Origin of the sequence: Streptomyces sp. NPDC012794, assembly GCF_042901085.1 — a bacterium.
Lineage (GTDB): Bacteria > Actinomycetota > Actinomycetes > Streptomycetales > Streptomycetaceae > Streptomyces.
On the sequence record NZ_JBIBCI010000011.1, the window covers coordinates 105,415 to 129,213 of the forward strand.

20 protein-coding genes are annotated in these 23,799 nt (G+C 75.1%); 12 read left to right on the top strand and 8 right to left on the bottom strand.

The genetic code is table 11. The annotated features are described in order from the left end of the window. Nucleotides 1–20: 20 nt before the first annotated feature. Both ACFY7H_RS21500 and ACFY7H_RS21505 read right to left on the bottom strand, forming a co-directional pair. Complete coding sequence (locus tag ACFY7H_RS21500; RefSeq protein WP_388940193.1) at nt 21–1,586, bottom strand: FAD-binding oxidoreductase; 1,566 nt, start codon at nt 1,584–1,586, stop codon at nt 21–23. Between the two features lie 119 nt (nt 1,587–1,705). Beyond that, the gene (locus ACFY7H_RS21505) at nt 1,706–4,600 is read right to left on the bottom strand and encodes a BTAD domain-containing putative transcriptional regulator (protein ID WP_388940195.1); all 2,895 of its coding nucleotides are present in this window, start codon (nt 4,598–4,600) and stop codon (nt 1,706–1,708) included. Between the two features lie 336 nt (nt 4,601–4,936). Here ACFY7H_RS21505 and ACFY7H_RS21510 point away from each other — a divergent pair, with 336 nt between their 5' ends. Next, nucleotides 4,937–5,365, top strand: a complete 429-nt coding sequence (locus ACFY7H_RS21510) for a hypothetical protein (protein ID WP_388940197.1) — start codon at nt 4,937–4,939, stop codon at nt 5,363–5,365. Between the two features lie 291 nt (nt 5,366–5,656). Here ACFY7H_RS21510 and ACFY7H_RS21515 read toward each other — a convergent pair whose 3' ends face one another. Both ACFY7H_RS21515 and ACFY7H_RS21520 read right to left on the bottom strand, forming a co-directional pair. Continuing rightward, nucleotides 5,657–6,301 carry a class I SAM-dependent methyltransferase gene (locus ACFY7H_RS21515; RefSeq protein ID WP_388940199.1) on the bottom strand — a complete coding sequence of 215 codons (645 nt, stop codon included), beginning with the start codon at nt 6,299–6,301 and terminating at the stop codon, nt 5,657–5,659. Between the two features lie 59 nt (nt 6,302–6,360). Beyond that, nucleotides 6,361–7,962 (bottom strand): IucA/IucC family protein, encoded by a 1,602-nt coding sequence (locus ACFY7H_RS21520; RefSeq protein ID WP_388940201.1) that lies wholly within the window; start codon nt 7,960–7,962, stop codon nt 6,361–6,363. Between the two features lie 85 nt (nt 7,963–8,047). On the opposite strand from ACFY7H_RS21520, the gene ACFY7H_RS21525 reads away from it, so the two are divergent. After that, complete coding sequence (locus ACFY7H_RS21525) at nt 8,048–9,586, top strand: IucA/IucC family protein (protein WP_388940203.1); 1,539 nt, start codon at nt 8,048–8,050, stop codon at nt 9,584–9,586. Nucleotides 9,587–9,720: 134 nt separating this feature from the next. Then, nucleotides 9,721–10,512 (top strand): GntR family transcriptional regulator, encoded by a 792-nt coding sequence (locus ACFY7H_RS21530; protein WP_388940205.1) that lies wholly within the window; start codon nt 9,721–9,723, stop codon nt 10,510–10,512. A 118-nt stretch (nt 10,513–10,630) separates the two neighbouring features. On the opposite strand, the gene ACFY7H_RS21535 is transcribed toward ACFY7H_RS21530, so the two are convergent. Further along, a complete protein-coding gene (locus tag ACFY7H_RS21535; protein ID WP_388940208.1) occupies nt 10,631–10,990 on the bottom strand; it encodes a MarR family transcriptional regulator in 360 nt (119 codons plus the stop codon). Between the two features lie 164 nt (nt 10,991–11,154). Between ACFY7H_RS21535 and ACFY7H_RS21540 the strand changes: the two genes are divergently transcribed. The 3 genes from ACFY7H_RS21540 (at nt 11,155) to ACFY7H_RS21550 (ending at nt 15,186) form a co-directional block, all read left to right on the top strand. Beyond that, on the top strand, nt 11,155–12,123 hold the full coding sequence (locus ACFY7H_RS21540; RefSeq protein ID WP_388940210.1) for a SigB/SigF/SigG family RNA polymerase sigma factor: 969 nt from the start codon (nt 11,155–11,157) through the stop codon (nt 12,121–12,123). Between the two features lie 208 nt (nt 12,124–12,331). Then, a complete protein-coding gene (locus tag ACFY7H_RS21545) occupies nt 12,332–13,393 on the top strand; it encodes a glycine betaine/L-proline ABC transporter ATP-binding protein (protein WP_388940378.1) in 1,062 nt (353 codons plus the stop codon). Then, nucleotides 13,393–15,186 (top strand): ABC transporter permease/substrate binding protein, encoded by a 1,794-nt coding sequence (locus ACFY7H_RS21550; protein ID WP_388940212.1) that lies wholly within the window; start codon nt 13,393–13,395, stop codon nt 15,184–15,186. The genes ACFY7H_RS21545 and ACFY7H_RS21550 overlap by 1 nt, the downstream gene beginning before the upstream one ends. A 66-nt stretch (nt 15,187–15,252) precedes the next feature. On the opposite strand, the gene ACFY7H_RS21555 is transcribed toward ACFY7H_RS21550, so the two are convergent. Then, nucleotides 15,253–17,409, bottom strand: a complete 2,157-nt coding sequence (locus ACFY7H_RS21555; RefSeq protein ID WP_388940213.1) for an MMPL family transporter — start codon at nt 17,407–17,409, stop codon at nt 15,253–15,255. A 299-nt stretch (nt 17,410–17,708) separates the two neighbouring features. On the opposite strand from ACFY7H_RS21555, the gene ACFY7H_RS21560 reads away from it, so the two are divergent. The 4 genes from ACFY7H_RS21560 to ACFY7H_RS21575 all read left to right on the top strand — a co-directional run bounded on the left by ACFY7H_RS21560 (nt 17,709) and on the right by ACFY7H_RS21575 (nt 20,474). Beyond that, on the top strand, nt 17,709–18,878 hold the full coding sequence (locus ACFY7H_RS21560; RefSeq protein WP_388940215.1) for a sensor histidine kinase: 1,170 nt from the start codon (nt 17,709–17,711) through the stop codon (nt 18,876–18,878). Between the two features lie 35 nt (nt 18,879–18,913). Then, nucleotides 18,914–19,582: a response regulator gene (locus tag ACFY7H_RS21565; RefSeq protein WP_388940217.1), complete on the top strand. Its 669-nt coding sequence runs from the start codon at nt 18,914–18,916 to the stop codon at nt 19,580–19,582. A gap of 141 nt (nt 19,583–19,723) precedes the next feature. Further along, nucleotides 19,724–19,972 carry a hypothetical protein gene (locus ACFY7H_RS21570; protein ID WP_388940218.1) on the top strand — a complete coding sequence of 83 codons (249 nt, stop codon included), beginning with the start codon at nt 19,724–19,726 and terminating at the stop codon, nt 19,970–19,972. Between the two features lie 88 nt (nt 19,973–20,060). Beyond that, the gene (locus ACFY7H_RS21575; protein WP_388940220.1) at nt 20,061–20,474 is read left to right on the top strand and encodes a hypothetical protein; all 414 of its coding nucleotides are present in this window, start codon (nt 20,061–20,063) and stop codon (nt 20,472–20,474) included. A 46-nt stretch (nt 20,475–20,520) separates the two neighbouring features. Here the strand turns inward: ACFY7H_RS21575 and ACFY7H_RS21580 are convergent, their stop codons facing one another. Beyond that, complete coding sequence (locus tag ACFY7H_RS21580; RefSeq protein ID WP_388940222.1) at nt 20,521–21,258, bottom strand: hypothetical protein; 738 nt, start codon at nt 21,256–21,258, stop codon at nt 20,521–20,523. Nucleotides 21,259–21,434: 176 nt separating this feature from the next. On the opposite strand from ACFY7H_RS21580, the gene ACFY7H_RS21585 reads away from it, so the two are divergent. After that, entirely contained in the window at nt 21,435–21,683 is a 249-nt protein-coding gene (locus tag ACFY7H_RS21585; protein WP_388940223.1) for a DUF6158 family protein, read from the top strand. 131 nt (nt 21,684–21,814) lie between these two features. Here the strand turns inward: ACFY7H_RS21585 and rpmG are convergent, their stop codons facing one another. Then, entirely contained in the window at nt 21,815–21,979 is a 165-nt protein-coding gene (gene rpmG / locus ACFY7H_RS21590) for a 50S ribosomal protein L33 (RefSeq protein ID WP_388940225.1), read from the bottom strand. A gap of 125 nt (nt 21,980–22,104) precedes the next feature. Between rpmG and ACFY7H_RS21595 the strand changes: the two genes are divergently transcribed. Next, nucleotides 22,105–23,730, top strand: a complete 1,626-nt coding sequence (locus ACFY7H_RS21595) for an MFS transporter (protein WP_388940227.1) — start codon at nt 22,105–22,107, stop codon at nt 23,728–23,730. Nucleotides 23,731–23,799: the final 69 nt, after the last annotated feature.

Sequence of the window (23,799 nt, forward strand, 5' to 3'; positions counted from 1 at the left end):
TCGTTCCTGTCGTGACTGCCCTAGACAGCCTGGGGAAAACGGAACAGCCTGCCCGGGTCGTAGGCGCGCCTGACCTCCTCCAGGCGGGGGAGGTTGGACCCGTAGTAGGCCTCGCGCCAGTCGGCGAGTTTCGGATCGGCGTAGTTCTGGTAGGCGCGCCCGCCCGCCCAGGGGCGCAGATCCCGCCACAGCCCGTCGAGCCAGCCCTCGTGCCGGGAGACCTCGGCCGCCGTCGCGGACTCCGGCCAGTACGCGAGGTACTGGGCGAGGAAGGCGCTGTCCCGGTGGACGAAGGCGGTGCCGGCGGCGGGCACCCGGTTCACGGCCCCGCCGCACACCCCGTCGAACTGGACGACTCCGAAGCCGCCCCCCGGAGCCTGCCGCCCGTAGCGCCGGACCGCGTCCAGCACCGCCGCCAGCGCGCCCTCCGGGAGCCCTGCACCGCCCCAGAAGTCGGAACGGGCCGCGTACGAGTCCCGGCCCAGGCGCCCCCGCGGATCCCGGCCGGGCAGCCGGCCCGGCAGCCTGCACCCCGCGGCAGCGAGGTCCGCGCAGCCGGCCATGGCCCGCACGGTGTCCCCGTAGCCGCGTACACGAATCCAGCTGTCCCGCGGCTCCGGGCCCACCAGGCCGGTCAGCCGGGTCAGCTCCCGCTCGAGCTCCGCCCGCCCGTCGAGGCACACCACCCTGACGGCGGGCGCGGCGTCCCGGCCCGCCCTCACGGTGAACTCCACCTGGCTCCAGAACGGGTCCGTCAGCGCGCCCAGCCAGCGCTGCCAGCCCCTTACCACAGCCGCGGAGTCCCCGGCAGGCCAGTGCAGTTCGGCGAACGCGGCGTCACCCACCGGATGGGTGCGCAGCCGGAACTCGGTGACCACGCCGAAGTTCCCGCCCCCGCCCCCGCGCAGCGCCCAGTACAGGTCGGGGTCCCGGTCGGCGCCGACCTCGCGCACCACCCCGTCCGGGGTCACCACGCTGGCCCCCGACAGCCGGTCGGAGGTGGTCCCGTACGCCCGCGAACCCAGCCCCAGCCCGCCGCCGAGGGTGAGCCCGGCGATGCCGACGGAGGGGCACAGCCCGGCGGGGACGCCGAGGCCGCGCGCGGCGAGGGCCGCGTGCACCTCGGCGAGCCGGGCCCCCGCACCGACCCGCACCACGTCCCCCTCGACCGTCACGGCGGCCATCGCCCCGGTGTCCACCACCAGCCCCCCGGCGACCGTGGACCACCCCGCGTAGCCGTGGCCGCCGCCGCGCGGCACCACCGCCGCGGCGGAGCGGCGCGCGAAGTCCAGGCACACGGCCACGTCCCCGGCGTGCGCGGGGTAGGCCACGGCGCCGGGCGCCACGGCGTCGTAGCGGGGCTGGAACAGCTGCCGGGCCTCGGCGTAGTCGGCGTCCCCCGGAAGCACCAGCCGCCCGTCCATCGCGCGGCCCAGAGCCCCGAAGCCGGGGCCCGCCCCAGCCGCCGCACGCGGGCCCCGCCGCGCCCCGCCGTCCCGTATCCCGTCCGTCCGCGCGCTCGCCCCGGTGGCGGCGAGGACGGCGGCGGCCGCGGTCGCGAGGGCCCGGCGGCGTGGAAGGCTCATCCCCCCTTCCTGCCACCGCCGGGCCCGATCGCCGAGCAGGCGGGCCCGCCCGCCGCCGCTTCCCGCCCGAACGGACCAGGGCCGCGCGGGACGGCGGGGCCCGGCCGCCGCGCTCCGGCTCAGCGTTCCGCCAGGGCCTCCAGCGCGGCGCGGGCCGCGCTCTCGCCCTCCTCGTACGCGTGGGCCCGCGCCTCCCGGGCCGCGTCGCCGAGCTGGCGTACCGCCTCGACCCTGCGGCCCGTCGCGGCGAGCGCCTCGCCGTACAGGGTGCGCAGCACCACCCGCCGTGGCGCCGCCGCGGGCGGGGCGGCCAGGGCCAGGCCGCGAACCGCGTGATCGGCGGCCGCCTCGGGCGCGCCCACGGTCAGCAGGTGCTCCGTCAGGTGCTGGTGGGCCAGGGCGACCGTGTCGGTGCGGCCCGCCCGTTCCGCCAGGCGGAGGGCCGAGGACAGCAGCTCCCCGGGCCGGGCGCGTTCGCCCGTCCGGGTGAGCGCGACGGCGAGGTTGATCCGGGCGATGGCCTCCCCGGCCGTGTCACCCGCCAGGGCGGCCAGCCCGGGCGCCCGTTCGAGCTGCGCGAGGGCCTCCTGCGGCCGCCCTTCCTCGGACAGCACCCAGCCCAGCAGCGCCCGGGTCCGCGACTGGGCACCGGGGTCGCCGTCGGCCTCGGCGCAGACCAGCGCCCGTTCCAGCAGGGGCACCCAGCCGTCGCGGACCTGCCACACGATCAGCGGCCACTGGAGCAGCACCAGCCGCCAGGCGCGGTCGTGCAGCCCGGCGGCGACGGCCGACTCCACCGCGCCGCGCAGCGCGTCCCGTTCGGCGGCGAACCAGGCCAGGGCGTCCGCGCGGCCGGCGAACGGCCGCACCGGTGCGGCCCGCCGGACCCCCGCGGGCAGGGCACAGCAGGGCTCGCTGCCCGGCTCGGCGGCGGCGCAGGCCGCGAGGAGGGTGCGCAGCCAGTGGTCGAGCAGCCGCAGCAGCGCCTCCGGGTCGTAACCCGGCGACAGGCTGCGGGCGTAGAGCCGCACCAGGTCGTGCAGTACGTACGACTGCGGGCCCGCCTCCACGACCAGCTGGGCGGCAGCCAGCTGGTCCAGGGCGGCGGCGGCCTGGCTGGGCAGGCAGCCGGCGAGCGCGGCGGCCGTGCGGAGGTCGAGCGTGGCGCCGGTATGCGGTCCGAGGTGGTGGAACATCCGCCGGGCGGGCTCCGGCAGGTGCTGCACCGTGAGGCCCAGCGCGGCGGCGACGCCGGTGTTCCCCACGTTCAGCAGGTCCAGCCGGCTGTGCTCGTCGGCGAGTTCACCGGCGAAGGCGGCGAGGCCCTGGTGCGGGCGGGTGGCGAGCCGGGCGGCGGCCACGCGCAGGGCCAGCGGCAGGCCGTCGCACAGCCCGGCCAGGCGCGCCGCGGCCTCCGGCTCGGCCGCGACCAGGTCCGGGCCCAGGACGGCGGCGAGCAGCTCCGTGGACTGCGCGGCGGGCAGTTCGCGCACCGGTACGGGGCGGGCGGCGTCGGAGACCACCAGTTCCCCGAGCCGGCTGCGGCTGGTGACCAGGGTGGCGCAGCCCTCGCCGCCGGGCAGCAGGGGCCGCACCTGTGCGGAGTCACGGGCGTTGTCGAGCACGACCAGCATCCGGCGCCCGCAGGTCAGCTCCCGGTAGCGGGCGCCGAGGGCCTGCGCGGTGTCCGGCATCCGCTCGGCCGGGACGCCGAGCGCGAGCAGGAACTCGCGCAGCACGGAGGTGGTGTCCCGGGCCGGGACGGGGCTGTAACCGTGGAGGTCGGCGAAGAGCCGGCCGTCGGGGAAGTCCGCGCGCCGCCGGTGCGCCCAGTGCAGGGCGAGCGCGGTCTTCCCGACGCCGGCGCTGCCGGTGAGCATGACGACGGCGTCGGGGTGGGCGGCGGTGGCCCGGTCGAGCGCCGTCAGTTCGGCGGTACGGCCCGTGAAGCCGCCGGGGCGGCGCGGGAGGAGCTGGGGTACCGCGGGCGTGCGTGCGGGCGGGGCCGGCTCGGCGGATCCCGCGCCCGGTGCGGCGGATCCCCCGTCCGGCTCGGCGGATCCCCCGTCCGGCTCGGCGGATCCCCCGTCCGGCTCGGCCGATCCGCCGTCCGGTGCGGCCGATCCCGAGCCCGGCCCGGCGGGTTCCCCGTCCGGCTCTCCGGGTTCCCCGTCAGGCCCCCAGGCGGCCGGGGAGGGGGTGGCGGGCAGTCGGACGGCGGCGGTGGGTACGGCGGCAGCCGGTACGGGTGCGGGGACGGCCCGCGCGGGTGCGTCGGCCCGGAGCAGAGTGGTGTACGCGTCGGAGAGCACCGCTCCGGGATCGACACCGAGCTGGTCGGCGAGCAGCTCCCGCGTGCGGTGGTACCAGTCCAGGGCGTCCGACTGCCGGCCGGACCGGCCCAGCGCCAGCATCAGCGCCGCGACCAGCGGTTCCCGCAGCGGGTGCAGTACGGCCTCCGCCCGCAGCATGGCCGCCGCGGCCGAGTGCTCACCGAGGAGCGCGTGCGCCCCGGCCAGCTCCTCCACGGCCGTCAGCCGCATCTCGTCCAGCCCGTGCGCGGCGGCCTCCAGCAGCGGCCCGCCCACGGTCCCGCCGAGCGCGGGCCCCTCCCACAGCGCGAGGGCCTCCCGCAGCAGCCGTACCGCCCGGGCCGGTTCGCGCTGTTCCCGGGCGAGCCGGTGCAGCCGCTCGAAGCGGTGGGCGTCCACCAGGGATTCGGGCAGCCGCAGTGCGTACGCCGGTCCCTGGGTGAGGAGTTCCACACCGTGTGCCGGTGCCCCGTGCTCGGCGAACAGGGCGCGCAGCCGGGAGACGTGACCCTGCAGTACCGTTCGGGAGTGCCGGGGAGGGTCCTCGTCCCACAGCGCCCGCGTCAGCCGGTCCACCCCGACGGCCGCGTTGGGCCGCAGCAGGAGCATCGCCAGCAGGCTCCGCCGCTTGGCGGGCCCCAGCTGCACGGGCCTTCCGCACTCCGCCACCAAGGTGACCGTCCCCAGCACGCGGAACTCCATGCATGCCCCTTCCATCCGTTTTCCCCCACCCGAGCATATGGCTCCGCATTTCGGCCCATGAGGGGGATCCCGGCCAATCGCTCCCGGCCCGCCAATGCCGCCCCGCACCGCGCGCACCTGCGGCGACGCGCCGGCGGGCACCCGGAAGGGCCTCGTGGCGCAAGGATCGGCGAAACCCCGTTAGCCGGGCGTTAGGAGCGCGTTGGCGGCCGCTGGAAGTCTCTTGTCCGCCGGCGGTCCGCACGACGGTCCCGCCCTCCCGGCCCCGTGGGGGACGGGTCCCCGGGCGGACCGGCCGGCAACCTCAGAAGACCAGCGGGAACAGGGAGTCACTTCATGGCTTTATCCATCGTCCGCGCCTCGGCCCTGACGGCCTCCACCCTCGCCCTGGCCGGCGTGGCCCTGACCGGTGTGGCCTCGGCCGCCCCGGCGCAGGACCGGGCCCCCTCGGCGGCGGCCGCGTACTGTCACGTGCCCGGCCTCGGCGGCGACTACATCTGCGAGTACGGGGAGGCCTGGCAGACCTTCCCGAACGGTCAGCGCCAGGTCTTCATCGTCGGCTCCGACTTCGCGGTGTGGACCCGCTACAACTACACGAACGGCGATTGGTCCAGCTGGCAGTCGCTGAGCGGCAAGGCCCGCAGCGGCGTCCGGATCGAGGGCAACAACACCTGGACCCCCACGATCTCCGTCGTGGGCATGGACGGCGACCGCTGGTACCGCCACCGCCTGACCAGCGGCACCTGGACCGGCTGGCAGAGCTGACCCCTCCCCGCAGGCCCGGGCGGACGCAGCGGTGCTGCACCTCCGCGATGTCCGCCCGGCCCCCCTCGCGGGGGGGGGGGGGGGCGGGGGGGGGGCCCCCCCCCCCCCCCCCCGCGGGCCCCCCCCCCCCCCCCCCCCCCCCCCCCCCCGCGCGAGGTCGTGCCCGGCCGACCCCCGCGTCGGGCGTCGCGTCGCCGATGCGGCCGCCTCCGCCCGGTCGGCCCGGCCCGCGCCACGCCGCCCCGGCCGGCCCGGTGCGCGGCCCCCGGCGCCCCGGCCCCGGTGTCCGCCTCAGGCGTCCCGCTCCCGGCGGGCCAGCAGGAACCCCTGCGGGCCGTGCTCCCCGGCGTCCGGTTCCCGTACCATCCGGGCGACTTCCGCCAGCCCCGCCCCGGCCAGCAGCGAGGCGACCAGATCCGGTGGGGTGCCGTACACCTCGAGGTCGACCGGATGCCCGTAGGCGTGCTCCAGCCGGCGCCGCTCGTCCCCGGCCTCGAACGCGACGAGCGCATGGCCCCCGGGCGCCAGTACCCGGGCGAACTCCGCGAACAGGGCAGGCAGTTCGTCCGGCGGAGTGTGCACGGTGGAGTACCAGGCCAGGACCCCGCCCAGCACCCCGTCGGCCATGTCCAGCCCTGCCATCCGGCCCACGTCGAAGCGCAGACCCGGATAGCTGCGCCGGGCCACCGCCACCATCGCGGGGGAGAGGTCGACGCCGAAGGCCCGTACGCCGAGGCCGTCCAGGTACGCCGTTACGCGGCCCGTACCGCAGCCCAGGTCGGCGACGGCCCCGCCGCGCACGCACTCGGCGAAGGCGTTGAGCAGGGCCCGGTCCAGGGGCCGGGCGTCCAGGGCGTCGCCCAGCAGCCGGGCGTGGTCGACCGCGACGGCGTCGTACGACGCCCGGACGGCACTGAGGCGCGAGGTCTGTGTCATGCCCCTGAACAGTAGCCCGCCCGGCCGCCCCGCTCACCCCCTCCTCCGGCCGGCCTCCGTCAGCCCCCAGCCGCCTCCGGCCGCCTACCCCGGCCCCCGGCCGACGGCAGGGGCAGTTCGGCCCACTGGTCGCCCGGCACCCCCGGACTCAGCCGCATCAGCGTGAGCGCCTTCACCGGCAGCGGCCCGCTCCGCAGCGCCGCCGAGTCGGCGGTGGGCGCCAGGCCGTCGAGCCCGGCCGCGAGGCACTCCGCGAACGCCCCGGCCGAGCCCGCCGTCGAGGCGAGCGCCCCGGCCACCAGGGAGCCGAAGAGCTTGCGCCGCAGCACCGTCTCGTCGTCCGTCACGAGCCGCCCCGAGAGGGCCGGCACCGGCAGGCCGTGCCGGGCGAGACGGGCCGGGCTGATCCGGATGTCGGCCAGGTCGCGGTAGACCAGCCGCAGCGGGCTCCCGTCGGGCGCCAGCACCACCAGCAGGTTCTGCCCGTGGGCCTCCAGCGCCACCCCGAGGTCCAGCACCCGCAGGCACACCGACAGCGCGAGCCGGGCGAACGCCGCCCGCCAGGCGGGTGACCGCCCCAGCTCCGTGTCCGCCAGCGCCGCCACCGGGACGACCCGCTCGCCGGGCCGCGCGTACGCCTCCGGGGGCTCGCGGAGCACCGCGGCCAGATCCGGGCTGTAGGCGGTGGCCGCGCCCAGCGTCCGGGTGATGTGCAGGCGGCCGTCGAGCCGCTCGGTCAGCGCGTGGGCGAAGGCCGAGAGCACGGCGGCCGTCTCCACCGAGTACGCGGAGATGTCGCGGACGGAGGAGGTCAGCCGCGTGCTCAGCGCCGTCTTCACATGGGGGCCGCCCGCCGCCGGGGCGAGCGTCCGCAACGCCATCAGCGGATGTGCCGCGGGCCCGGGAAGGACCGTCTCGCCCTTCAGGACGTGCTCGGCCTGCCAGGGGTGCACCGGCACCAGGATCCGGTCCCCGTCGCGCAGGTGCTCCGGCCACTCCCCGGCCACCAGGCACTCCGCCGCCCGTACGGGGACCAGCCCGAGCTCCACCAGCGGCCGGTGCTCCGGCGCGTACGCCAGCTGCTCGGCCACCGTGAAACCCGGCCGGGACCGGCAGTTGGGGTGGTAGGGGTGCCCGTCCACCACCCGCTGCTCCCATTCCCACCCGGCCCGCGGCCCGGCTTCCGCCCCGTCCGGCCGCCCGGCCCGGGACAGGGCCAGGGAGGCGGTGCTGTCGTCCAGTTCAGCGGCGAAGGCGGCGCCGTGCGGCACCCGCAGCGCCCGGACCAGCCGCGCCGCCTGCCGGCAGGGCCGCCCGTCCAGCCGCACCTCGCCGACCCGGGAGTCGGTCGCGTAGGGGTCGGCGGGCGGACCCTCCAGCCGCCGGCCGCCGGCCAGCAGCAGCGTGAGCGAGTCCGCTCCGTGCTCCCGGCCCACCACCCACGGCAGCGGCTCGAACGCCAGTGCCCGCCACAGCCGGGTCAGCACGGCGGCGCGCGCACCGTCCAGCGAGGCCTCGTACGCGGCTGCCAGTCCGGGCCGTACGCCGGCCAGTGCGACCGCGACGGCCTCCTCGGCCGCGGTGGCGGGGGAGTGCCCGGAGTGGGGCGGGGGAACGTGCCTGCTGCGGTCCAGGGGTCCGGTCCTTTCGAGTCCGTCCATCGATGATCACGTCATCATCGCGGATACTGAAGATCACCGCCGGTGGTCCCTCCCGCGACCCCCCGGCACACCGGAGACGGACCGAATGGAACCAGTGGACCTGAACACCGCCGCCGACGCCTACAGCGCCGCACCGCTGCTGAACTGCCTGCTCCGGGAGGTGGGCGAAGCCGAGGGCGGGCGGGTCCACCGGCTGCGGGGGAGCGGCCGGCTGCTGCGCGTCGGCGGCGGACGCCGCCCGACCGGCCCCGAGCTGCGCACGGCGGACGGCTGGCATCCGCTCAGCCACGCGGAACTGGTCAAGCTCACCTCCGACGAACTGCTCCGGTACACCGGCGTCCCGAACGACGAACTCCCCGGCGAGATCGGCGACAGCCGCGGGGCCGTGGCCGCGCTGCTGGCCGCCCGGGCGGCCGCCGAGGCGCCCGGGGACCCGTACGTCCTGTCCGAACAGGCCCTGGTGACGGGTCATCCGCACCACCCCGCTCCCAAGGCCAGGGGCGGCGCGCCCGCCGCGAGCTGGCTGCCGTACGCCCCCGAGGCGCACGCCCGCTTCCCGCTGGTGATGCTGGGGCTGCGCGAGGACCAGGTGGCCGAGGAGGGAGGTCCGGCCGCCGCCGGTGCGGTCGACGCGCTGGCCGGGATCCTCGACGGCCCCCGCCCGCCCGCCGGTTACCGGGCGTTGCCCGCGCACCCCTGGCAGCTGGAGCTGCTCGCGGGCCGCCGGGAGCTAAAGGAGGCCTTCGCCGACGGCCGCCTGCTGCGGCTCGGCCCGACCCGGCTGCCGGTCTGGCCCACCGCCTCCGTGCGGACCGTCTACGCCCCGGATCCGGCGGCCGACCTGTTCGCCAAGTTCAGCCTCGACGTCCGCATCACCAACGACGTGCGCCGGCTGTGGCGCCACGACCTGCTGAAGCTGCGCCGCACCGACTCCGCCGTCGAGGAGGGGTTCGCCGATCTGCGCCGCCGGACGGGATCGGCCGCGGTGTGGCTGAGCGACCGCGGGTACCGCACGGCCGCCTTCGCCTTCGAGGAGCTGGCCGTCCTCGTCCGCGACGGGCTGCGCGCGGGCGTGACGGCCGGGGCGGTACCGCTGCTGGCCGCCGCGCTCGCCGAGGGATTCCCCGGGAGCCCGCTCGACGCCGCGCCCGACCCGGCCGGCTGGTGGCGGGCGTACCTGCGCCATGTCGTGCCCCCCGTCCTGGACCTGTTCGCCCGGCACGGGATCGTGCTGGAGGCCCACCTCCAGAACTGCCTGGTAGCGGTGGACGGCCGGGGAGTGCCGGTGCAGGCCCTCTTCCGCGACGCGGAGGGCGTGAAACTCCCTCAGGACATGCCGCGCGAGGCCGCCTGGCAGCGGCTCGTGTACTGCCTGGTCGTCAACCACCTCGCGGAGGTGGGCGGAGCACTGGCCGAGCGGCACCCCGGGGTGGCCGACGCGGTGTGGCCCGCGGTCCGCGAGGAGCTGGTGCGCTACGACACCGCGCACGGCCTGCCGGAGATCGCCGGACTCCTGACGGCCCCCTCGCTTCCGGCCAAGACGAACCTGCTGCTGCGCTGGACCCGGGCGGACGGCGCCGACGCGCGCTACCTGGCGCTGCCCAACCCCCTGCGGGGTGCGTGAGCGGGGACGGGCCGGGGCGTGGGATTCGGCCAAGGTGGCGGGGCCGCCGGAACTCCCGTACCGAAAGGTATAGACCAATGCTAGGTTGTCCGGGCAGACCGCGCAGTCCTTGACCACCCGTCAGAGGAGAAGCCATGCCCTCCCCTTCGCGGGGCGGCCGCCCGGCCGCCATGCCCAAGTACCAGCGGATCGCCGCACAGCTGCGGGACGAACTCGACCGCGCCGCCCGGACCTCCGGCGGCAGGCTGCCCTCCGAACGCACCCTGGCCGCCCGGTACGAGGTCAACCGGCAGACCGTCCGGGCCGCGCTCCAGGAGCTGCGCGCCGACGGACTGGTCGTCACCGGGCGCCGGGGCACCCGGGCCGCCGCCGCGGAGGCGCGCCGGGAGGCGCCCGGTCCGGGGTACGCGGCCCCGGCCGCCCGTGCCGGGTCGCGCGTGGCACCGCCCCGGCGGGCGGGCGCCCCCGTCACCCGGACCCGGCTCGCCCTGGTCACCGTGCCGCCATCGCTGGCCGCGCTGCTCGGGATGAGCGGCGGCGAGAGCACCCTGGTCCACCACCACCACGTGTACGGCCCGGCCGGGCAGGCGGTGCGGCACGCGGTGACGTACCTCTGCCCGCGCGTCGTCGCCCGCACCCCGGAGCTCGCGCCCTACCTCGACGGGCCGGACGAGGTCCGGAACGGGGACCTGCGACCGCTGCACCGCTGGCTGGAGCGGGCCGCCGCGCGCGGCCGGACCTCCGAGACCATCACGATGACCCGCACCAGCCACCCCGCGGCCGCGCCGGCCTGCGGGCTGTCCGTACGCCGCACCCTGCACGACGGCTCCGGGCGGCTGCTCGCCGTGACGGACCTGGCGTTCGCCGGCTGGGACCGGCTCACCTTCCACCGCGAGCCCGAGGCCATCGCGTTCCGGGTGACATGACCCACACGGCGGACCGGCGCCGGCCCGGGGCCGGGTGACATGACCCACACCACCGCCGGCCAGGGGTGTCCGGCGGATGGGGGCCCGGACGTGATCCGAGTGATCCGTCGGGCGTCCTCTACTCCACGGCGGCCGGGGCGGGCAGGTTCTGCGGGACCGGCCGCGCTTCGGCGGCTTCGGGGCCTTCGGCGGCGGGTGCGCCGGTGAGCAGGGAGAGGAGACCGGCCACCCGCACACCCGCCTCGGCGGGATGCCGGAACATGGCGCCCGGCGAGATCTCGTAGCGGTTGCGCCGCCCGTCCCGTACCCGGCGCAGGTAGCCGTCCGACTCCAGGTCGGTCACGATCGCCTGGACCGTGCGCTCGGTGAGTGCGCACACCAGGGCCACGTCCCTCACCCGCGCTCCGGGATCCCGGGCGATGGTCACCAGGACGCGTGCGTGATTTGTGAGAAATGTCCAGTTCTCTCGGCGTGTCATGCTCCCCATCCCGTCATGATGCGGCACATGTTTCCCGTGAAACAAGACGTGAAAGACGCGAAAAGCTTTTCCGGTATTTCTTGACGTGTGAGTGGATTCGGTCCAGAGTCGAGGGCAGTCACGGTCCCGCGCCGCAAGCCGACCAGCCCAAGGAGCGAACCCCCATGCCGGTACCCGCCCATCAGTTCCCTCTCGCCGCCCCCGCCGCGGCCGACACCGCCGGACCCCTTCTGCCCGGCCCCCGCAGCGGCCGTGCGGCGGCCCGCGAGGCCGGCCTGCCCCGGATCGACGAGCCCAGGGAGGTGGCCCCGGCGGACGCGCGGGAGCTGTCGAAGGTCTTCTTCGCGCGGCTCCGCGAACTCCCCGAGGGCACTCCTGAGCGGCAGTACGTCCGCAACACCCTGATCGAGATGAACGCCTCGCTCGTCCAGTACGCGGTCCGCCGCTTCCGCGGCCGCGCCGACGGCGCCGCCGGCGACGTCGAAGACCTCGTGCAGGTCGGCACCATCGGCCTGATCAAGGCCATCGACCGGTTCGACCCGGCCCGCGAGAACGAGTTCGCCACCCTCGCCATGCCGTACATCACGGGCGAGATCAAGCGTCACTTCCGCGACACCGCCTGGGCCGTCCACGTCCCGCGCCGGCTCCAGGAGCTGCGCATCGACATCGCCAAGGCGAAGGAGGAGCTGACGGTCCGGCTCGACCGCTCGCCCACCGTCCACGACCTCGCCGCACACCTCGACCTCGCCGAGGAGCAGGTCATAGAGGGTCTGGTCGCCGCCAACGGACACACCAGCGGCTCCCTCGACGCCCCGCACGCCGAGCACGGCGACGGCCCCGCCGAAGGCCACACCCTCGCCGAGGTGCTGGGGGAGGAGGAGCCGGCCCTGGAGCTCGTCGAGGACATCCAAACCCTGGCACCCCTGCTCGAACGGCTCAGCGACCGTGAACGCACCATGCTCCGGATGCGCTTCGGGGAGGAGCTGACCCAGGCTCAGATCGGCGCCGCCCTCGGTATCTCTCAGATGCAGGTCTCCCGGCTCCTGACCCGGCTCCTCACCCACCTGCGCACCTCCATGCTGGCCGACCCCGACCCCGGCCCCGCCGCCGAGCCGGTTCCCGGAAGCCGCTGAGGCCGGCGCCCCGTGGGCGCGACGGGCCGGCGTGAGTTGGATCACTACACCGTTTGCCGCAGCGAAGGCCGGGCACGCGGGCCGCTGGAGCGGAACCGCATGCTCCGGACGTTGGGCCGGGCCGCGGACCGCGCGGGCCGATCCCGCCCCGCTCCCCGGCCCGCGCCCCCGGCGGCGGGCCGGCCCCGGTACGACCCGCGAGGTGTATGTGTCCACGCTCCAGGCCGAGCACGTCTACAAGGTGTTCGCCAGACGCCCCGACCGCCAGGCGGCCGCGGTCCGCGCGCTCGAAGCCGGCGCCGACCGTGACGAGCTGCGCGCCGACGGCACCACGGCAGCGGTGATCGACGCCTCCTTCCGGGTCGAGCCCGGCGAGATCTTCGTCGTCATGGGCCTGTCGGGCTCCGGCAAGTCCACCCTCCTGCGGATGCTCAACGGACTCCTCGAACCGACCTCCGGCCGCATCCTCTTCGACGGTCAGGACCTCACCGCACTGACCCCGCGCGAGCTGCGCCGCGTACGCTCCACCAGGATCTCCATGGTCTTCCAGCACTTCGCGCTGTTCCCGCACCGCGACGTCCTGGCCAACGCCGCCTACGGCCTGGAGGTCCAGGGCGTCCCCCGGGCCGAGCGTGAACGGCGCGGCGCCGAGGCGCTGACACTGTGCGGGCTCGGCGGCTGGGAGAAGTCCTGGCCCGACGAGCTCTCCGGCGGCATGCAGCAGCGCGTCGGCCTCGCCCGCGCCCTGGCCACCGACGCCGACCTGCTCCTGATGGACGAGTCCTTCAGCGCCTTGGACCCGCTCATCCGGCGCGACATGCAGGACCAGCTCCTCGAACTCCAGCGGACCCTGAAGAAGACCATCGTCTTCATCACCCACGACCTCAACGAGGCCATGCGCCTCGGTGACCGGGTCGCCGTCATGCGCGACGGCCGCATCGTCCAGCAGGGCACCGCCGAGGACATCCTGACCCGCCCGGCCGACCGCTACGTCGCCTCCTTCGTCCAGGACGTGGACCGCTCCCGCGTCCTCACCGCCGACGCCGTGATGGACGAGCCCACCGGGACCGAGCACGCCTGCGCCTGCCCCACCGTCAGCGCCGACACCCCGCTCGCCGACCTCTGCTCCGTGAGCGCCCGCGTCCCCCACCCCGTCGCCGTCACCGGCGCGGACGGCGCCGTCGTCGGCTCCGTGCCCAAGGACCGGCTCGTCGCCTTCATCGGTGACGAGCAACGGCCTCCGATGGCCTGCGCGGAGGTGGCCGCCTGATGCCCCGCCTGCACCTCGGAGCCTGGGCCGACAGCGCGGTCGGCTTCCTCCAGCGCCACCTGTCCTGGCTCTTCGACACGGTCAGCGCCCTGGTCGGCGGCCTCTACGACGGCATCGACGCCGTCCTGTCCGCCCCCGCACCGCTGCTCTTCGCCGGCCTCCTCGCCCTCGCCGCCTGGTGGCTGCGCGGTCTGCTCGCGGGCCTCCTGGCCTTCGGTGCCTTCGCGCTCGTGGACTCCGTCGCCCTGTGGGACGAGGCCATGTCCACCCTGTCCCTGGTCCTGGTCGCCACCCTCGTCACGCTGGTGTTCGCCCTCCCGCTGGGCGTCTGGGCCGCGCGCTCCGACAAGGTCAGCGCCGCCCTGCGGCCCCTGCTGGACTTCATGCAGACCATGCCCGCCATGGTCTACCTCATTCCCGGCATCATCTTCTTCGGCGTGGGCGTGGTCCCCGGGATCATCGCCACGATCGTCTTCTCGCTGCCGCCCGGCGTACGGATGACCGAGCTCGGCATCCGCCAGGTCGACGCCGAACTGGTCGAGGCCGCCGACGCCTTCGGCACCACCCCGCGTGACACCCTCGTACGCGTCCAGCTGCCCCTCGCCCTGCCCACGATCATGGCGGGCGTCAACCAGGTCATCATGCTCGGCCTGTCCATGGTCGTGATCGCGGGCATGGTCGGCGGCGGCGGCCTCGGCGGCGCCGTCTACCGGGCCATCGGCAGCGTCGACATCGGCCTCGGCTTCGAGGCCGGTCTGTCCATCGTCGTCCTCGCCATGTACCTGGACCGCATGACGGGGGCCCTCGGCCGGCAGGTCTCCCCGGTCGGCCGCCGCGCCCAGGCCCTGGCCAGGTCCGCCGCGAGCGGCGCGGCCCGGCTGTGGCGCCACCGCCCCCAGCCCGCGTACGCCGTCACCGCGGCCGTCGTCCTCGCCCTCGTCGCGGGCGGACTGAGCACCTTCGGCGGCTCCACGGCGCCGGCGGCCGCGACCGGCGCCGAGAACACCGGCAAGGGCCGCGAGATCAGCATCGGCTACATCCCCTGGGACGAGGGCACCGCCTCCACCTTCCTGTGGAAGGAGCTGCTGGAACGCCGCGGCTTCCGGGTGGACGCCCGGCAGCTGGAACTGGGCGCGCTGTTCACCGGACTCGCCGGGGGCCAGGTCGACTTCCAGACCGACGCCTGGCTGCCCGTCACCCAGGCCCAGTACTGGGAGAAGTACGGGAACCGGCTGGACGACCTGGGTGCCTGGTACGGGCCCACCTCCATCGAACTGTCGGTCCCCTCGTACGTCGAGGACGTGCGCTCCCTGGAGGACCTCAAGGGCAAGGGGGCACGGTTCAAGGGCCGGATCATCGGCATCGAACCGAGCGCGGGCGCCATGTCCGTACTGAAGGACAAGGTCCTCAAGGAGTACGGCCTCGAAGGGGAGTACCAGGTCGTCGACGGCTCCACCCCGGGCATGCTCGCCGAACTCCAGCGGGCCTACGCCAAGAAGGAGCCGGTGGTGAGCGTGCTGTGGTCCCCGCACTGGGCGTACTCCACCTACGGGCTGACCAAGCTGGCCGACCCGAAGGGCGTCTGGGGCCGCGGCGACGGCATCCACACCCTCGCCCGCAAGGGCTTCGCCGCCGACGAGCCGGAGATCGCCGCCTGGCTGCGTTCCTTCAAGCTGAACGAGGCCCAGCTCACCAGCCTGGAGGCGAAGATCCAGGAGATGGGCAAGGGCAAGGAACAACAGGCCGTCCGCGCCTGGCTGACCGGCCACCCGGAGGTGGCGGGGCTCGTCTGACACGGCCGGGCCGCGGCGCCCGGGACCCCCAGCGGTCCCGGGCGCCCCGGCCTTCGCGTACGCGGCTCAGCCCACCGGCACCCGCTCGGTCTCGGGCCGGGCCGCCCGGTGCCCCTCCCCGCCCCGCACCCGCGGCCGCACCGGCCACCACAGGGAGCGGCCCAGCAGCGCGGCCAGCGCGGGCACCAGGACGACGGACAGGACGAAGGCGGACAGCAGGATCCCGACCGCCGTCGCGAAGCCCGTCTGCTGGGTCCCGGCGTGCGGGCTCACGGCGAGGCTGCCGAAGGACGCGGCGAGCACCAGTCCGGCCGTCGCGATCGCCGGCGCGGTGTGCCGTACGGCGCGGGCCACCGCCGCGCGGGCCGGTCCGGGCCGTTCCATCTCCTCCCGCAGCCGGTCGCTGATCAGGATGTTGTAGTCGGTGCCCAGCGCCACCACGAACAGGAACAGCACCAGCGGCAGCGTGAAGTCCACGCCCGGCCGCCCCAGTCCGTGCTGGAAGACCAGCGCCGACGCCCCCAGGGTGGCCGCGAAGCCCAGCCCGACGGCGATCATCAGCACCACCGGCGCGAGCAGGCTCCGCAGCAGCACCAGCAGGATCACCGCGATCAGCACCGCCGCCACCGGGAAGATGACCTTCAGGTCTTCGTCGACGGCGACCGCTATGTCCGCGAACACCGAAGCCGTACCGCCGACATGGGCCTCGGTCCCGGCCGGCAGGTGCACCCGGATGGTGTCCCGCACCGGCCCGGAGACCAGGTCGCGGGCCTGCTGCCCGCCGGAATCCACGGTCAGCAGCAGATCGATCCGGGCCGCCTTCCCGTCCTCGCTCACCACCGTCGGGGCGACCCCGCCCACCCCGGGGACCTTGGCCAATGCCCCGGCCAGCCCGGCCACGCGTTCCGGGCCGAGCGGAGCCCCGTCCTTCGCGGCGACGAGCACGCTCGCCGGGTCCGAGACACCGGCGGGCAGGGCGCGGGAGATCTCCGCGGCCGTCTCCACCGCGGCGGTCCGCTCGCCGTCCGCGCCGGACCCGTAGTCCATGCGGATGCCGGCCAGACCCGCCGTCAGGGCGCCGAGCAGCACCAGCGACGCGAGGACCAGCGCCACCGGACGCCGGGCGGTCAGCCGGCCGAGCGCGCCCGCCACACCCTCACGGGGCTCGCGCCGCAGGGCCTTCGAGGGCCAGAACATCCTCCGGCCGGTCACGGCCAGCAGCGCCGGCATCAGCGTGAGGCTGCCCAGCAGCATCACCAGCACCGACACCGCGATCGCCGGTCCCAGCACCCGGAACTGGCCGAAGGAGGCGATCCCGAGGGTGGCGAACGCGGCCACGATCGTCAGGGCCGCCGAAGTAACGGCCGTGCCCACCCGGCCCGCGACCTCCGCGGCCGCGGCGCGCCCGCTCTGCGCCGGGTGGCGCCTCAGCTGCTCACGGAAGCGGAACAGCAGGAAGAGGAAGTAGTCGATCCCGATGCCCATGAGCACCACGTTGATCAGGCCGGGAGTGGAGGGCGCCAGCCGGATTCCGCTCGCCATCGACGCCATGACCACCGCCCCGACCGCGGCACCGCCGATGACGGCCACCGAGACCAGGGGCAGCAGCGCCGCGAACACACTGCGGAACACCAGGACGTGGAGCAGCACGATCAGCCCCGTCACCACCGCGCCGACCACCGTCGACCGGGTCTTCTCGGCATCGGCGGTGTCCACCGTGGCGGCCAGGCCGCCCGTGAACCCCGTCCGCAGTCCCGCCTCCTGGAACGCGGCCCGCGCCTGCTCGCGGAACGCCTTGTAGGTGCCCTGTACCCCGGGGTCCTCCGGATTGCCCTTCAGCTCCACGGACAGCAGCCGGAAGGTCCGGTCTGGGGCCGTCATCCCGGCGCCGATGCGCGGGACCTGGGAGTGGTCCTGCGTGAACGGCGGATCGTCCTCCGTCCTCGGCATGGTGACCTTCGTGCGGGCCAGTCGCCGCGACACCTCCTCGATCCGGCGCTCGTCGGGCGCGGCGAGCGCCGCACCGTCCGTACGGGCCACCAGGACCGTCAGCGGGTCGGAGTCCGGCCGGGCCCCGAAGCTCTCCTCGGCGATCCGCAGCGCGGCCGCCGAATCGTAGGAGGCGGGCAGGAAGCCGTCGTTGCCGGGCTGGGTGGCGCGGAAGACGAACACCTGGCCCAGGATCGCCACCGCGATGCCCAGCACCGCCCAGAGGGCGATCACCTTCCATGGGTTCCTCGTCGAGCATCCCGTCAGGGCGCGGATCACTGTTCTCCTCCGGTGGTGCGTGCGGGTACCGGCCGGGGCGTCCGGCCGGTACCCAGAACATCAGCGTCCGGACGGGAAAACGTCCTGGTGGAGAAGGAGAACGCCGCCGGGACCAGAGTCCGGGACACCGCTGTGACCAGGACCCGGGTCCTGGTTGCACCCCGTCCCCTGGGCCGGTGTCCCGGGGACGGCCCGATGGGAGAATGGATCTACGAGGACGGCCCGTCGGCAGTCCGTGGCGGAGGGGCCGAAGGATGGGCACGCGTGCCGAGGGGCTGACGTGGACGCGCAACGACGCACTGGTGGCGGTCGGCGCGGCGGCCGTGGACCTGACGGGCTTCGCCTTCGACACCCAGTTTGAGGACGCCTCGCTGGAGGTCACCGCGGCGTTCTTCGTGGTGGCCTCGTCGCTGGCCCTGCTGGCCCGGCGCCGTCACCCGGCGGTGACCCTGGCGGCGGTCCTGCTCCTCGGCGCGGCCGTGAACCTCACGGCCTCGGTGTCCCCGCACTTCGGCCTCACCCCGGCCATCGCCCTGTACTCGGTCGCCGTGGCCTGCCGGCCCTCCGTGGTGGTGTGCGCCGCCCTCGCGACGGCCCCCCTCACCAGCCTCGGGCAAGGCGGCCTGCCCTTCGACCCGGGCGTCGGGCTCATCGCCAACACGGGCGCCAGCCTCCTCGTCGTCACCACGGGGCTCATGGCCAAGCGGTGGCAGCGGGAGACCGAGGCCAGGCGGATCCTGCTCGCCGAGCGGGCGGTGGCCGATGAACGCCGCCGCATCGCGCGCGAGCTGCACGACATCGTCGCCCACCACATCACCACCATGCAGCTCATGGCCGGCGGCGCCCGCGCCAACCTCGCCCACGATCCCGGGGCCGCCCGCGAGGCGCTGGTCATCCTGGAGGACTCCGGCCGGATGGCCCTCGGCGAGATGCGGCAACTGCTCGACGTCCTGCGGGCCGGGGAGGAACCGGAGACCGGCCCGCCCGCCCCGCAGCCCGGGGCCGCGGACCTGGAGCGGATCGTCACCGAGTCCCGGCTCGCCGGGATGGACACGGAGTTCACCGTCAGCGGCCCCGCCCGCCCGCTGCCGCCCACCGTCGGCCTCACCGTGTTCCGGGTCGTGCAGGAGGCCCTGACCAACGCCCGCAAGCACGCGGGGAACGCCCCGGCCCGGGTGCGGCTGACGTACCGGCCGGACGAGGTCGCCGTGGAGGTCTGCGACGAGGGCCCCGGCGACGGCGCCGCCCGGCGCACGCCCGGCCGGCCGGCCCGGCAGGGCGGGTACGGCCTGATCGGCATGCGGGAACGCGTGGCCCTGCACGGCGGCACCCTGGAGGCCGCTCCCCGCGACGACGGCGGCTTCCGCGTCGCGGCCCGCCTCCCGGTACCCCCCGACGGGACACCGCACCCCGGACACGCCTGACCCCCGCTCCCCCCGCGACGAGAGGAACACCACCGATGATCCGCGTGCTCATCGCCGACGACCAGCCGCTGGTACGGCGCGGCCTGGCCCTGATACTGGGGCCCGACCCGGACATCGAGGTGGTCGGCGAGGCGGCCGACGGGGCCGAAGCCGTGGACCTGGCCCACCGGCTGCGCCCCGACGTGGTGGTCATGGACATCCGGATGCCGGTGCTCGACGGCGTCGCCGCCACCGGACGGCTGGCCGAGGTCCGGCCCGAGTCCCGGGTGCTCGCCCTGAGCACCTTCGACATGGACGAGTACGTGGTCGCCGCACTGCGCGCCGGTGCCTACGGCTTCCTGCCCAAGGACATCTCCCCGGAGGAGCTGATAGCCGCCGTCCGCACCGTCCACACCGGGGAGGCCGCCGTCGCTCCGAGGCTGCTGACCCGGCTGCTCTCCACCTACGTACGCACCACCCCGCGCGAGCCCCGGCCCGCCCCGGAGGCCCCCGTCGGGCTCACCCCGCGCGAGCTGGAGATCTGGCGGCTGCTCGCGACCGGCCTGGACAACGCCGGCATCTCCGCGGAACTGGACATCAGTGTCTCCACGGTCAAGAACCACATCACGGCCGTCTTCGGCAAGCTGGGCGTACGCGACCGGGCCCAGGCGGTCATCGCCGCCTACGAGACGGGGCTGGTCCAGCCCGAGCGCGGGGGCGCTTGATCACCCGGTGCCCGCGGGAACACCGGAACCCCCTGGACTCATACGCCTGACCAGCCGGAACACTGGATGATCCGCCGGTGCGCGGGGAGCTCCGCGCATGGCACAGTGCCAGGAGCACAACCGCCGGACCAGGGAGCCCCCATGCGTGATCCGCACACCGCGCCGCCGGTACTCGCCGCGGCGTCCGAGTGCCGGACCGGTCCCCGCCCCGCCCCGCCGGCGTCCCCGCTGCCCGTCTGCCCGCGGTGCGCGGTCGCGCCGGAACGGATCTCCTGGCGCCAGCGCCCGGGCGAACCGGTCGACCTGCTCTTCGACCCCTGCGGCCACCGCTGGACCTCCCCGGCCCCGCCCGTCCTGGCCGTCACCCCGCCCGCCCCCCTCAGCCCCTGACGACCGCGCCGCTCCCCGGAGCGAAGCCCCCGGCGCCCTCCCGCCCGGGCCGTCCGCGGTGACCTCGTATCCTGCCCTCAGCACACCTGTGAGCAGCAGCATCGATGAGCCGTGTCGCGCCCCGCGCGCCGACCGGCGGGAGCGGGAGAACCTGATGGACGTGCAGCACTTCGAGCGGATCACCGCGTTCATCGAGGCCCGGCTGACCCCGTTGTTCGACGCGGAGACGGGAAGCGAGCGCGGCTTCGCGATGGACGACACCTCCCGGGCCCTGCGCGCGCTGCGCAACAGCGTGCTGGAGGCCTCCGCGGTCAAGGGGCTCATCGAGACCCGCGCGACGGCCGATCCGCTGCTGCGCAAGGTGATCGACCAGTCGGTGGAGCACCACTGGGACGTGCTGCGCGGCATCGCCCGCCAGTGGGAGGACCACGCCGACTTCCGCCGGGAGTTCAAACGCCACGCGTGGGAGCTCGACGGAACGCCCGCCACCGCCACCGCCTGACCCGCCGGACTCCGCGGACGGTGAACCGGGCGCCCGGTTCCCGGATCTAAGGGGTGGGGGTGCCCCCGATCAGGTTGTCGATCCGGCGCTGGAGTCCGCTCCAGCGCCGGTCGTGCCGGTACGCCCGCTTGACGGTCCGGGCCCGGGCCCCGGGCCGGTGGACGTAGAAGCGGCGCGCCCACGGTGACGCGGGCCGGGCCAGCCGTACCGCGGCGATCAGGGCGATGAGCGGCACGATCGCCCCGAGCATCGCGAGGCGCGGTTTGCCCTTGAGCAGTGCCACGGCGGCCAGCAGCAGGTTGAACAGCACCGTGGCCCCGAGGAGCAGACGGTTCGTCTGCTGGTCCTCGGTCAGGCCGTCGACGCCCAGCGGCAGGAACCCGCACAGCAGCAGTCCCGCCAGGGCCGACGTCATGATCACGGCCTCGACGCTGAGGGTGCCCTCCTTGCTCCAGTAGACGTCGCTCAGGTGCAGGATCAGGGCGAACTCGTCCAGGACCAGGCCCGTGCCCGTCCCGAACAGCACGGCCGCCACCCAGGAGCCCCACCCCGTCCGGCCACCGGCGATCGCGGTGAACCCGCCGACGGTCATCAGGACCACCCCGGGGACGCAGTGGTGCACGTGCAGACCGCCCGGCGCGATATTGCGGAAGGGGCCCTTCCCGGCCCGGATCAGCCGCGTGATGACGCGGGTCACCGCGAAGGTGACGACGAACGCCGACAACGCCAGGAGCAGCGGCAGTTTCCCCGGCTCCAGGATGTTGCGGTACCACCAGTCGCCCATGCCGTCACCCTCCCGGCACCGGCCGGCCCGCGCACCGCGAGGACCGCCGTTCGGGCGCCAGGGGGAGGCCCGCCGCGGCGGCCGGCGGAGCTCGGCCGGGCGTGCGGGAGCCGGGGTGCGGCCCGGACGGCTGATCGGACCCGACCCGTTTACCGTAGGACGTGGAGGTGGTTGCCATGGCGGAGCAGCACGCCGCAGGTGCGTCCGCGCGGGATCTGGAGGACGGCCGACTGCTCAAGGAGCTGGAGACCATCCACCGCACGCGCCACGAGACCTTGCTGCACGGCTCTGACGACGCGCTGGCCACGCACACCCAAAGGCTCAAGGAGCTGGAGGAGGAGTACGTGCGCCGCCACCCGGAGCGCGCCCCCAGTGCGGCCCGTACCCGCTCCGGAGCACGCGCCCGCACCTCGGGCGAGGGCTGAGCACGGGTTCCCCCGGAAACTGGTCCGCCCCGCGAATGCGCGGGGCGGCAGTGGGCTTGTGCCCTGCGGCGGGGCGGTGAAACCCGGTCCGTCGCGAATCGGCGCCGGCGAGGGCGCGCGGGGTCAGGGGGTCAGCGTTCTTCTCGGAAGTCGACGTGCCGGCGCAGCACCGGGTCGAACTTGCGCAGCACCATCCGGTCGGGGTCGTTGCGCCGGTTCTTGCGGGTGACGTAGGTGTAGCCGGTCCCCGCGGTGGAGCGGAGCTTGACGATCGGGCGTATGTCATCGCGAGCCATGACCTCAGTATATGACAACGGTTCCCATGTTCAATAGGCGGTGAAGGCACACCCGGGCCCACAGGTGAGTCATTCTTGCGTCCAGTGAGACAGATTTGTATCATTCGAGGCGAAGGAGGCTCATCATGGTGCCCGGAGAAGAAGTGCTCGACGCCGCCGGCCTCCCCGAGGCCACCGTCGGCGCCGCCGGGCGGCTACCTCCCGTGCGCTACCCCGAACGGAACTCCATGCACACCCCCACGCAGGACCCGCGCCGCTGGATCGTCCTCGCGATCCTCTCCGGCAGCCTCCTGCTCATCTCGATGGACACCACGATCCTCAACGTGGCCTTCCCCTCGCTCGTCGCGGACCTCAGGCCCGGCGCCGTGCAACAGCTGTGGATCATCGACGTCTACGCCCTCGCCCTGTCCGGGCTGCTGGTCACCGCCGGGGCCCTGGGCGACCGCTGGGGCCGCAAGCGGCTGCTCATGGCGGGCTTCGGCATCTTCTCCGCCGCCTCGCTGATCGCCGTGTTCTCCACCGAGGCCTGGCACGTGATCGCCGCCCGCGCTCTCCTCGGCGTCGGCGGCGCGGCGATCATGCCGGCCACCCTGTCGATCCTGCGCAGCGTCTTCACCGACGCCAAGGAGCGCGCTTTCGCCCTCGCCGTCTGGGCCGCCGTGTTCGGCGGCGGCATGGCCTTCGGCCCCGTCGTCGGCGGGCTCCTCGTCCAGGACCACGGCTGGCACTCAGCCTTCCTCCTCAACCTCCCTGTCGCCGCCCTCATCGTCGCGGTGGGCCTGCGCTACCTGCCCGAATCGCGCGCCCCGCGCGGCACCGGCCGGTGGGACTGGTGGGGCGTCGGCCAGTCGATCGTCGGCATGCTCGCCCTCGCGGGCGGCATCAAGCAGCTCGGCAAGAGCGGCGTCGCCGACCCGCTGCCCTGGGTCCTGCTCGCCGTCGCCGCCCTCGCGCTCACCGTGTTCGTCCGCCGCCAGCTGCGTCTGGACGAGCCGCTGCTCCAGGTGCGGCTGTTCACCAGGCCCGCCTTCAGCGTCGCGGCCACCGCGATCTTCCTGCCGATGGTCGGCATGGGCGCGATCCTCTTCCTCGTCACCCAGTGGTTCCAGTACGGCCAGGGCTACACCCCGCTGGAGGCCGGGCTGCGCCTGCTGCCCGCCCCGCTGGCGCTGATCTGCGCCTCGCTGGTGGCTCCGGCGCTGATGCACCGCTACCCGATCCGGCACGTCCTGGGCGCCGGGCTGGTGGTCCTCGCGGCCGGAATGGCGATGCCCTGGACCGTGCAGCGGTTCACCGAGCCCGGATATCCGGCCTTCGCGGCGGGGCTGACCGTGATGGGGCTGGGCGCCGGCATCGCGACCACCGTTGCCTCCGTGACCCTGGTCTCCGCCGCGCCCGCCGACCAGGTCTCCAGCGCGGCCGCCATCGAGGAGACCTGCTACGAACTGGGCTCCGCGATGGGCGTCGCCATCCTCGGCAGCACGGCCGCCGCCCTCTACCGGGGCAACCTGCCGGTGCTCGACCTGGACGGCCCGGCCGCGAGCGCCGTACGGGACTCGGTCGGCGAGGCGGCGCACACCGCCGAACGGCTCGGCGGCGCCGTCGGTCAGGCCCTCCTGGAGACCGCCTCGCACGCCTACACCCTGGCGATCACCCCGGCCTTCCTGATGGCCGGAGCCCTGGCCGTCGCCGCCGCGGCCACGACCTGGGCGCTGATCCCGCGCGACTTGGAGCCCACCGAGAACCACTGACCCGCCCGCCCGCCCGGCCGCGACGGGGTCACGCCCCCGCGGCGCGCCCGCACCGCCGCGACCGCGTGA

Bases quoted from the DNA above. Each gene is read 5' to 3' on its own strand.
- ACFY7H_RS21550 (WP_388940212.1), top strand. From the start codon at position 13,393: ATGCCCCGCCTGCACCTCGGAGCCTGGGCCGACAGCGCGGTCGGCTTC.
- ACFY7H_RS21515 (WP_388940199.1), bottom strand. From the start codon at position 6,301: ATGACACAGACCTCGCGCCTCAGTGCCGTCCGGGCGTCGTACGACGCC.
- ACFY7H_RS21560 (WP_388940215.1), top strand. From the start codon at position 17,709: ATGGGCACGCGTGCCGAGGGGCTGACGTGGACGCGCAACGACGCACTG.
- ACFY7H_RS21510 (WP_388940197.1), top strand. From the start codon at position 4,937: ATGGCTTTATCCATCGTCCGCGCCTCGGCCCTGACGGCCTCCACCCTC.
- rpmG (WP_388940225.1), bottom strand. From the start codon at position 21,979: ATGGCTCGCGATGACATACGCCCGATCGTCAAGCTCCGCTCCACCGCG.
- ACFY7H_RS21595 (WP_388940227.1), top strand. From the start codon at position 22,105: ATGGTGCCCGGAGAAGAAGTGCTCGACGCCGCCGGCCTCCCCGAGGCC.
- ACFY7H_RS21580 (WP_388940222.1), bottom strand. From the start codon at position 21,258: ATGGGCGACTGGTGGTACCGCAACATCCTGGAGCCGGGGAAACTGCCG.
- ACFY7H_RS21540 (WP_388940210.1), top strand. From the start codon at position 11,155: ATGCCGGTACCCGCCCATCAGTTCCCTCTCGCCGCCCCCGCCGCGGCC.
- ACFY7H_RS21520 (WP_388940201.1), bottom strand. From the start codon at position 7,962: ATGGACGGACTCGAAAGGACCGGACCCCTGGACCGCAGCAGGCACGTT.
- ACFY7H_RS21530 (WP_388940205.1), top strand. From the start codon at position 9,721: ATGCCCTCCCCTTCGCGGGGCGGCCGCCCGGCCGCCATGCCCAAGTAC.
- ACFY7H_RS21535 (WP_388940208.1), bottom strand. From the start codon at position 10,990: ATGACACGCCGAGAGAACTGGACATTTCTCACAAATCACGCACGCGTC.
- ACFY7H_RS21570 (WP_388940218.1), top strand. From the start codon at position 19,724: ATGCGTGATCCGCACACCGCGCCGCCGGTACTCGCCGCGGCGTCCGAG.
- ACFY7H_RS21505 (WP_388940195.1), bottom strand. From the start codon at position 4,600: ATGGAGTTCCGCGTGCTGGGGACGGTCACCTTGGTGGCGGAGTGCGGA.
- ACFY7H_RS21565 (WP_388940217.1), top strand. From the start codon at position 18,914: ATGATCCGCGTGCTCATCGCCGACGACCAGCCGCTGGTACGGCGCGGC.
- ACFY7H_RS21585 (WP_388940223.1), top strand. From the start codon at position 21,435: ATGGCGGAGCAGCACGCCGCAGGTGCGTCCGCGCGGGATCTGGAGGAC.
- ACFY7H_RS21500 (WP_388940193.1), bottom strand. From the start codon at position 1,586: ATGAGCCTTCCACGCCGCCGGGCCCTCGCGACCGCGGCCGCCGCCGTC.
- ACFY7H_RS21525 (WP_388940203.1), top strand. From the start codon at position 8,048: ATGGAACCAGTGGACCTGAACACCGCCGCCGACGCCTACAGCGCCGCA.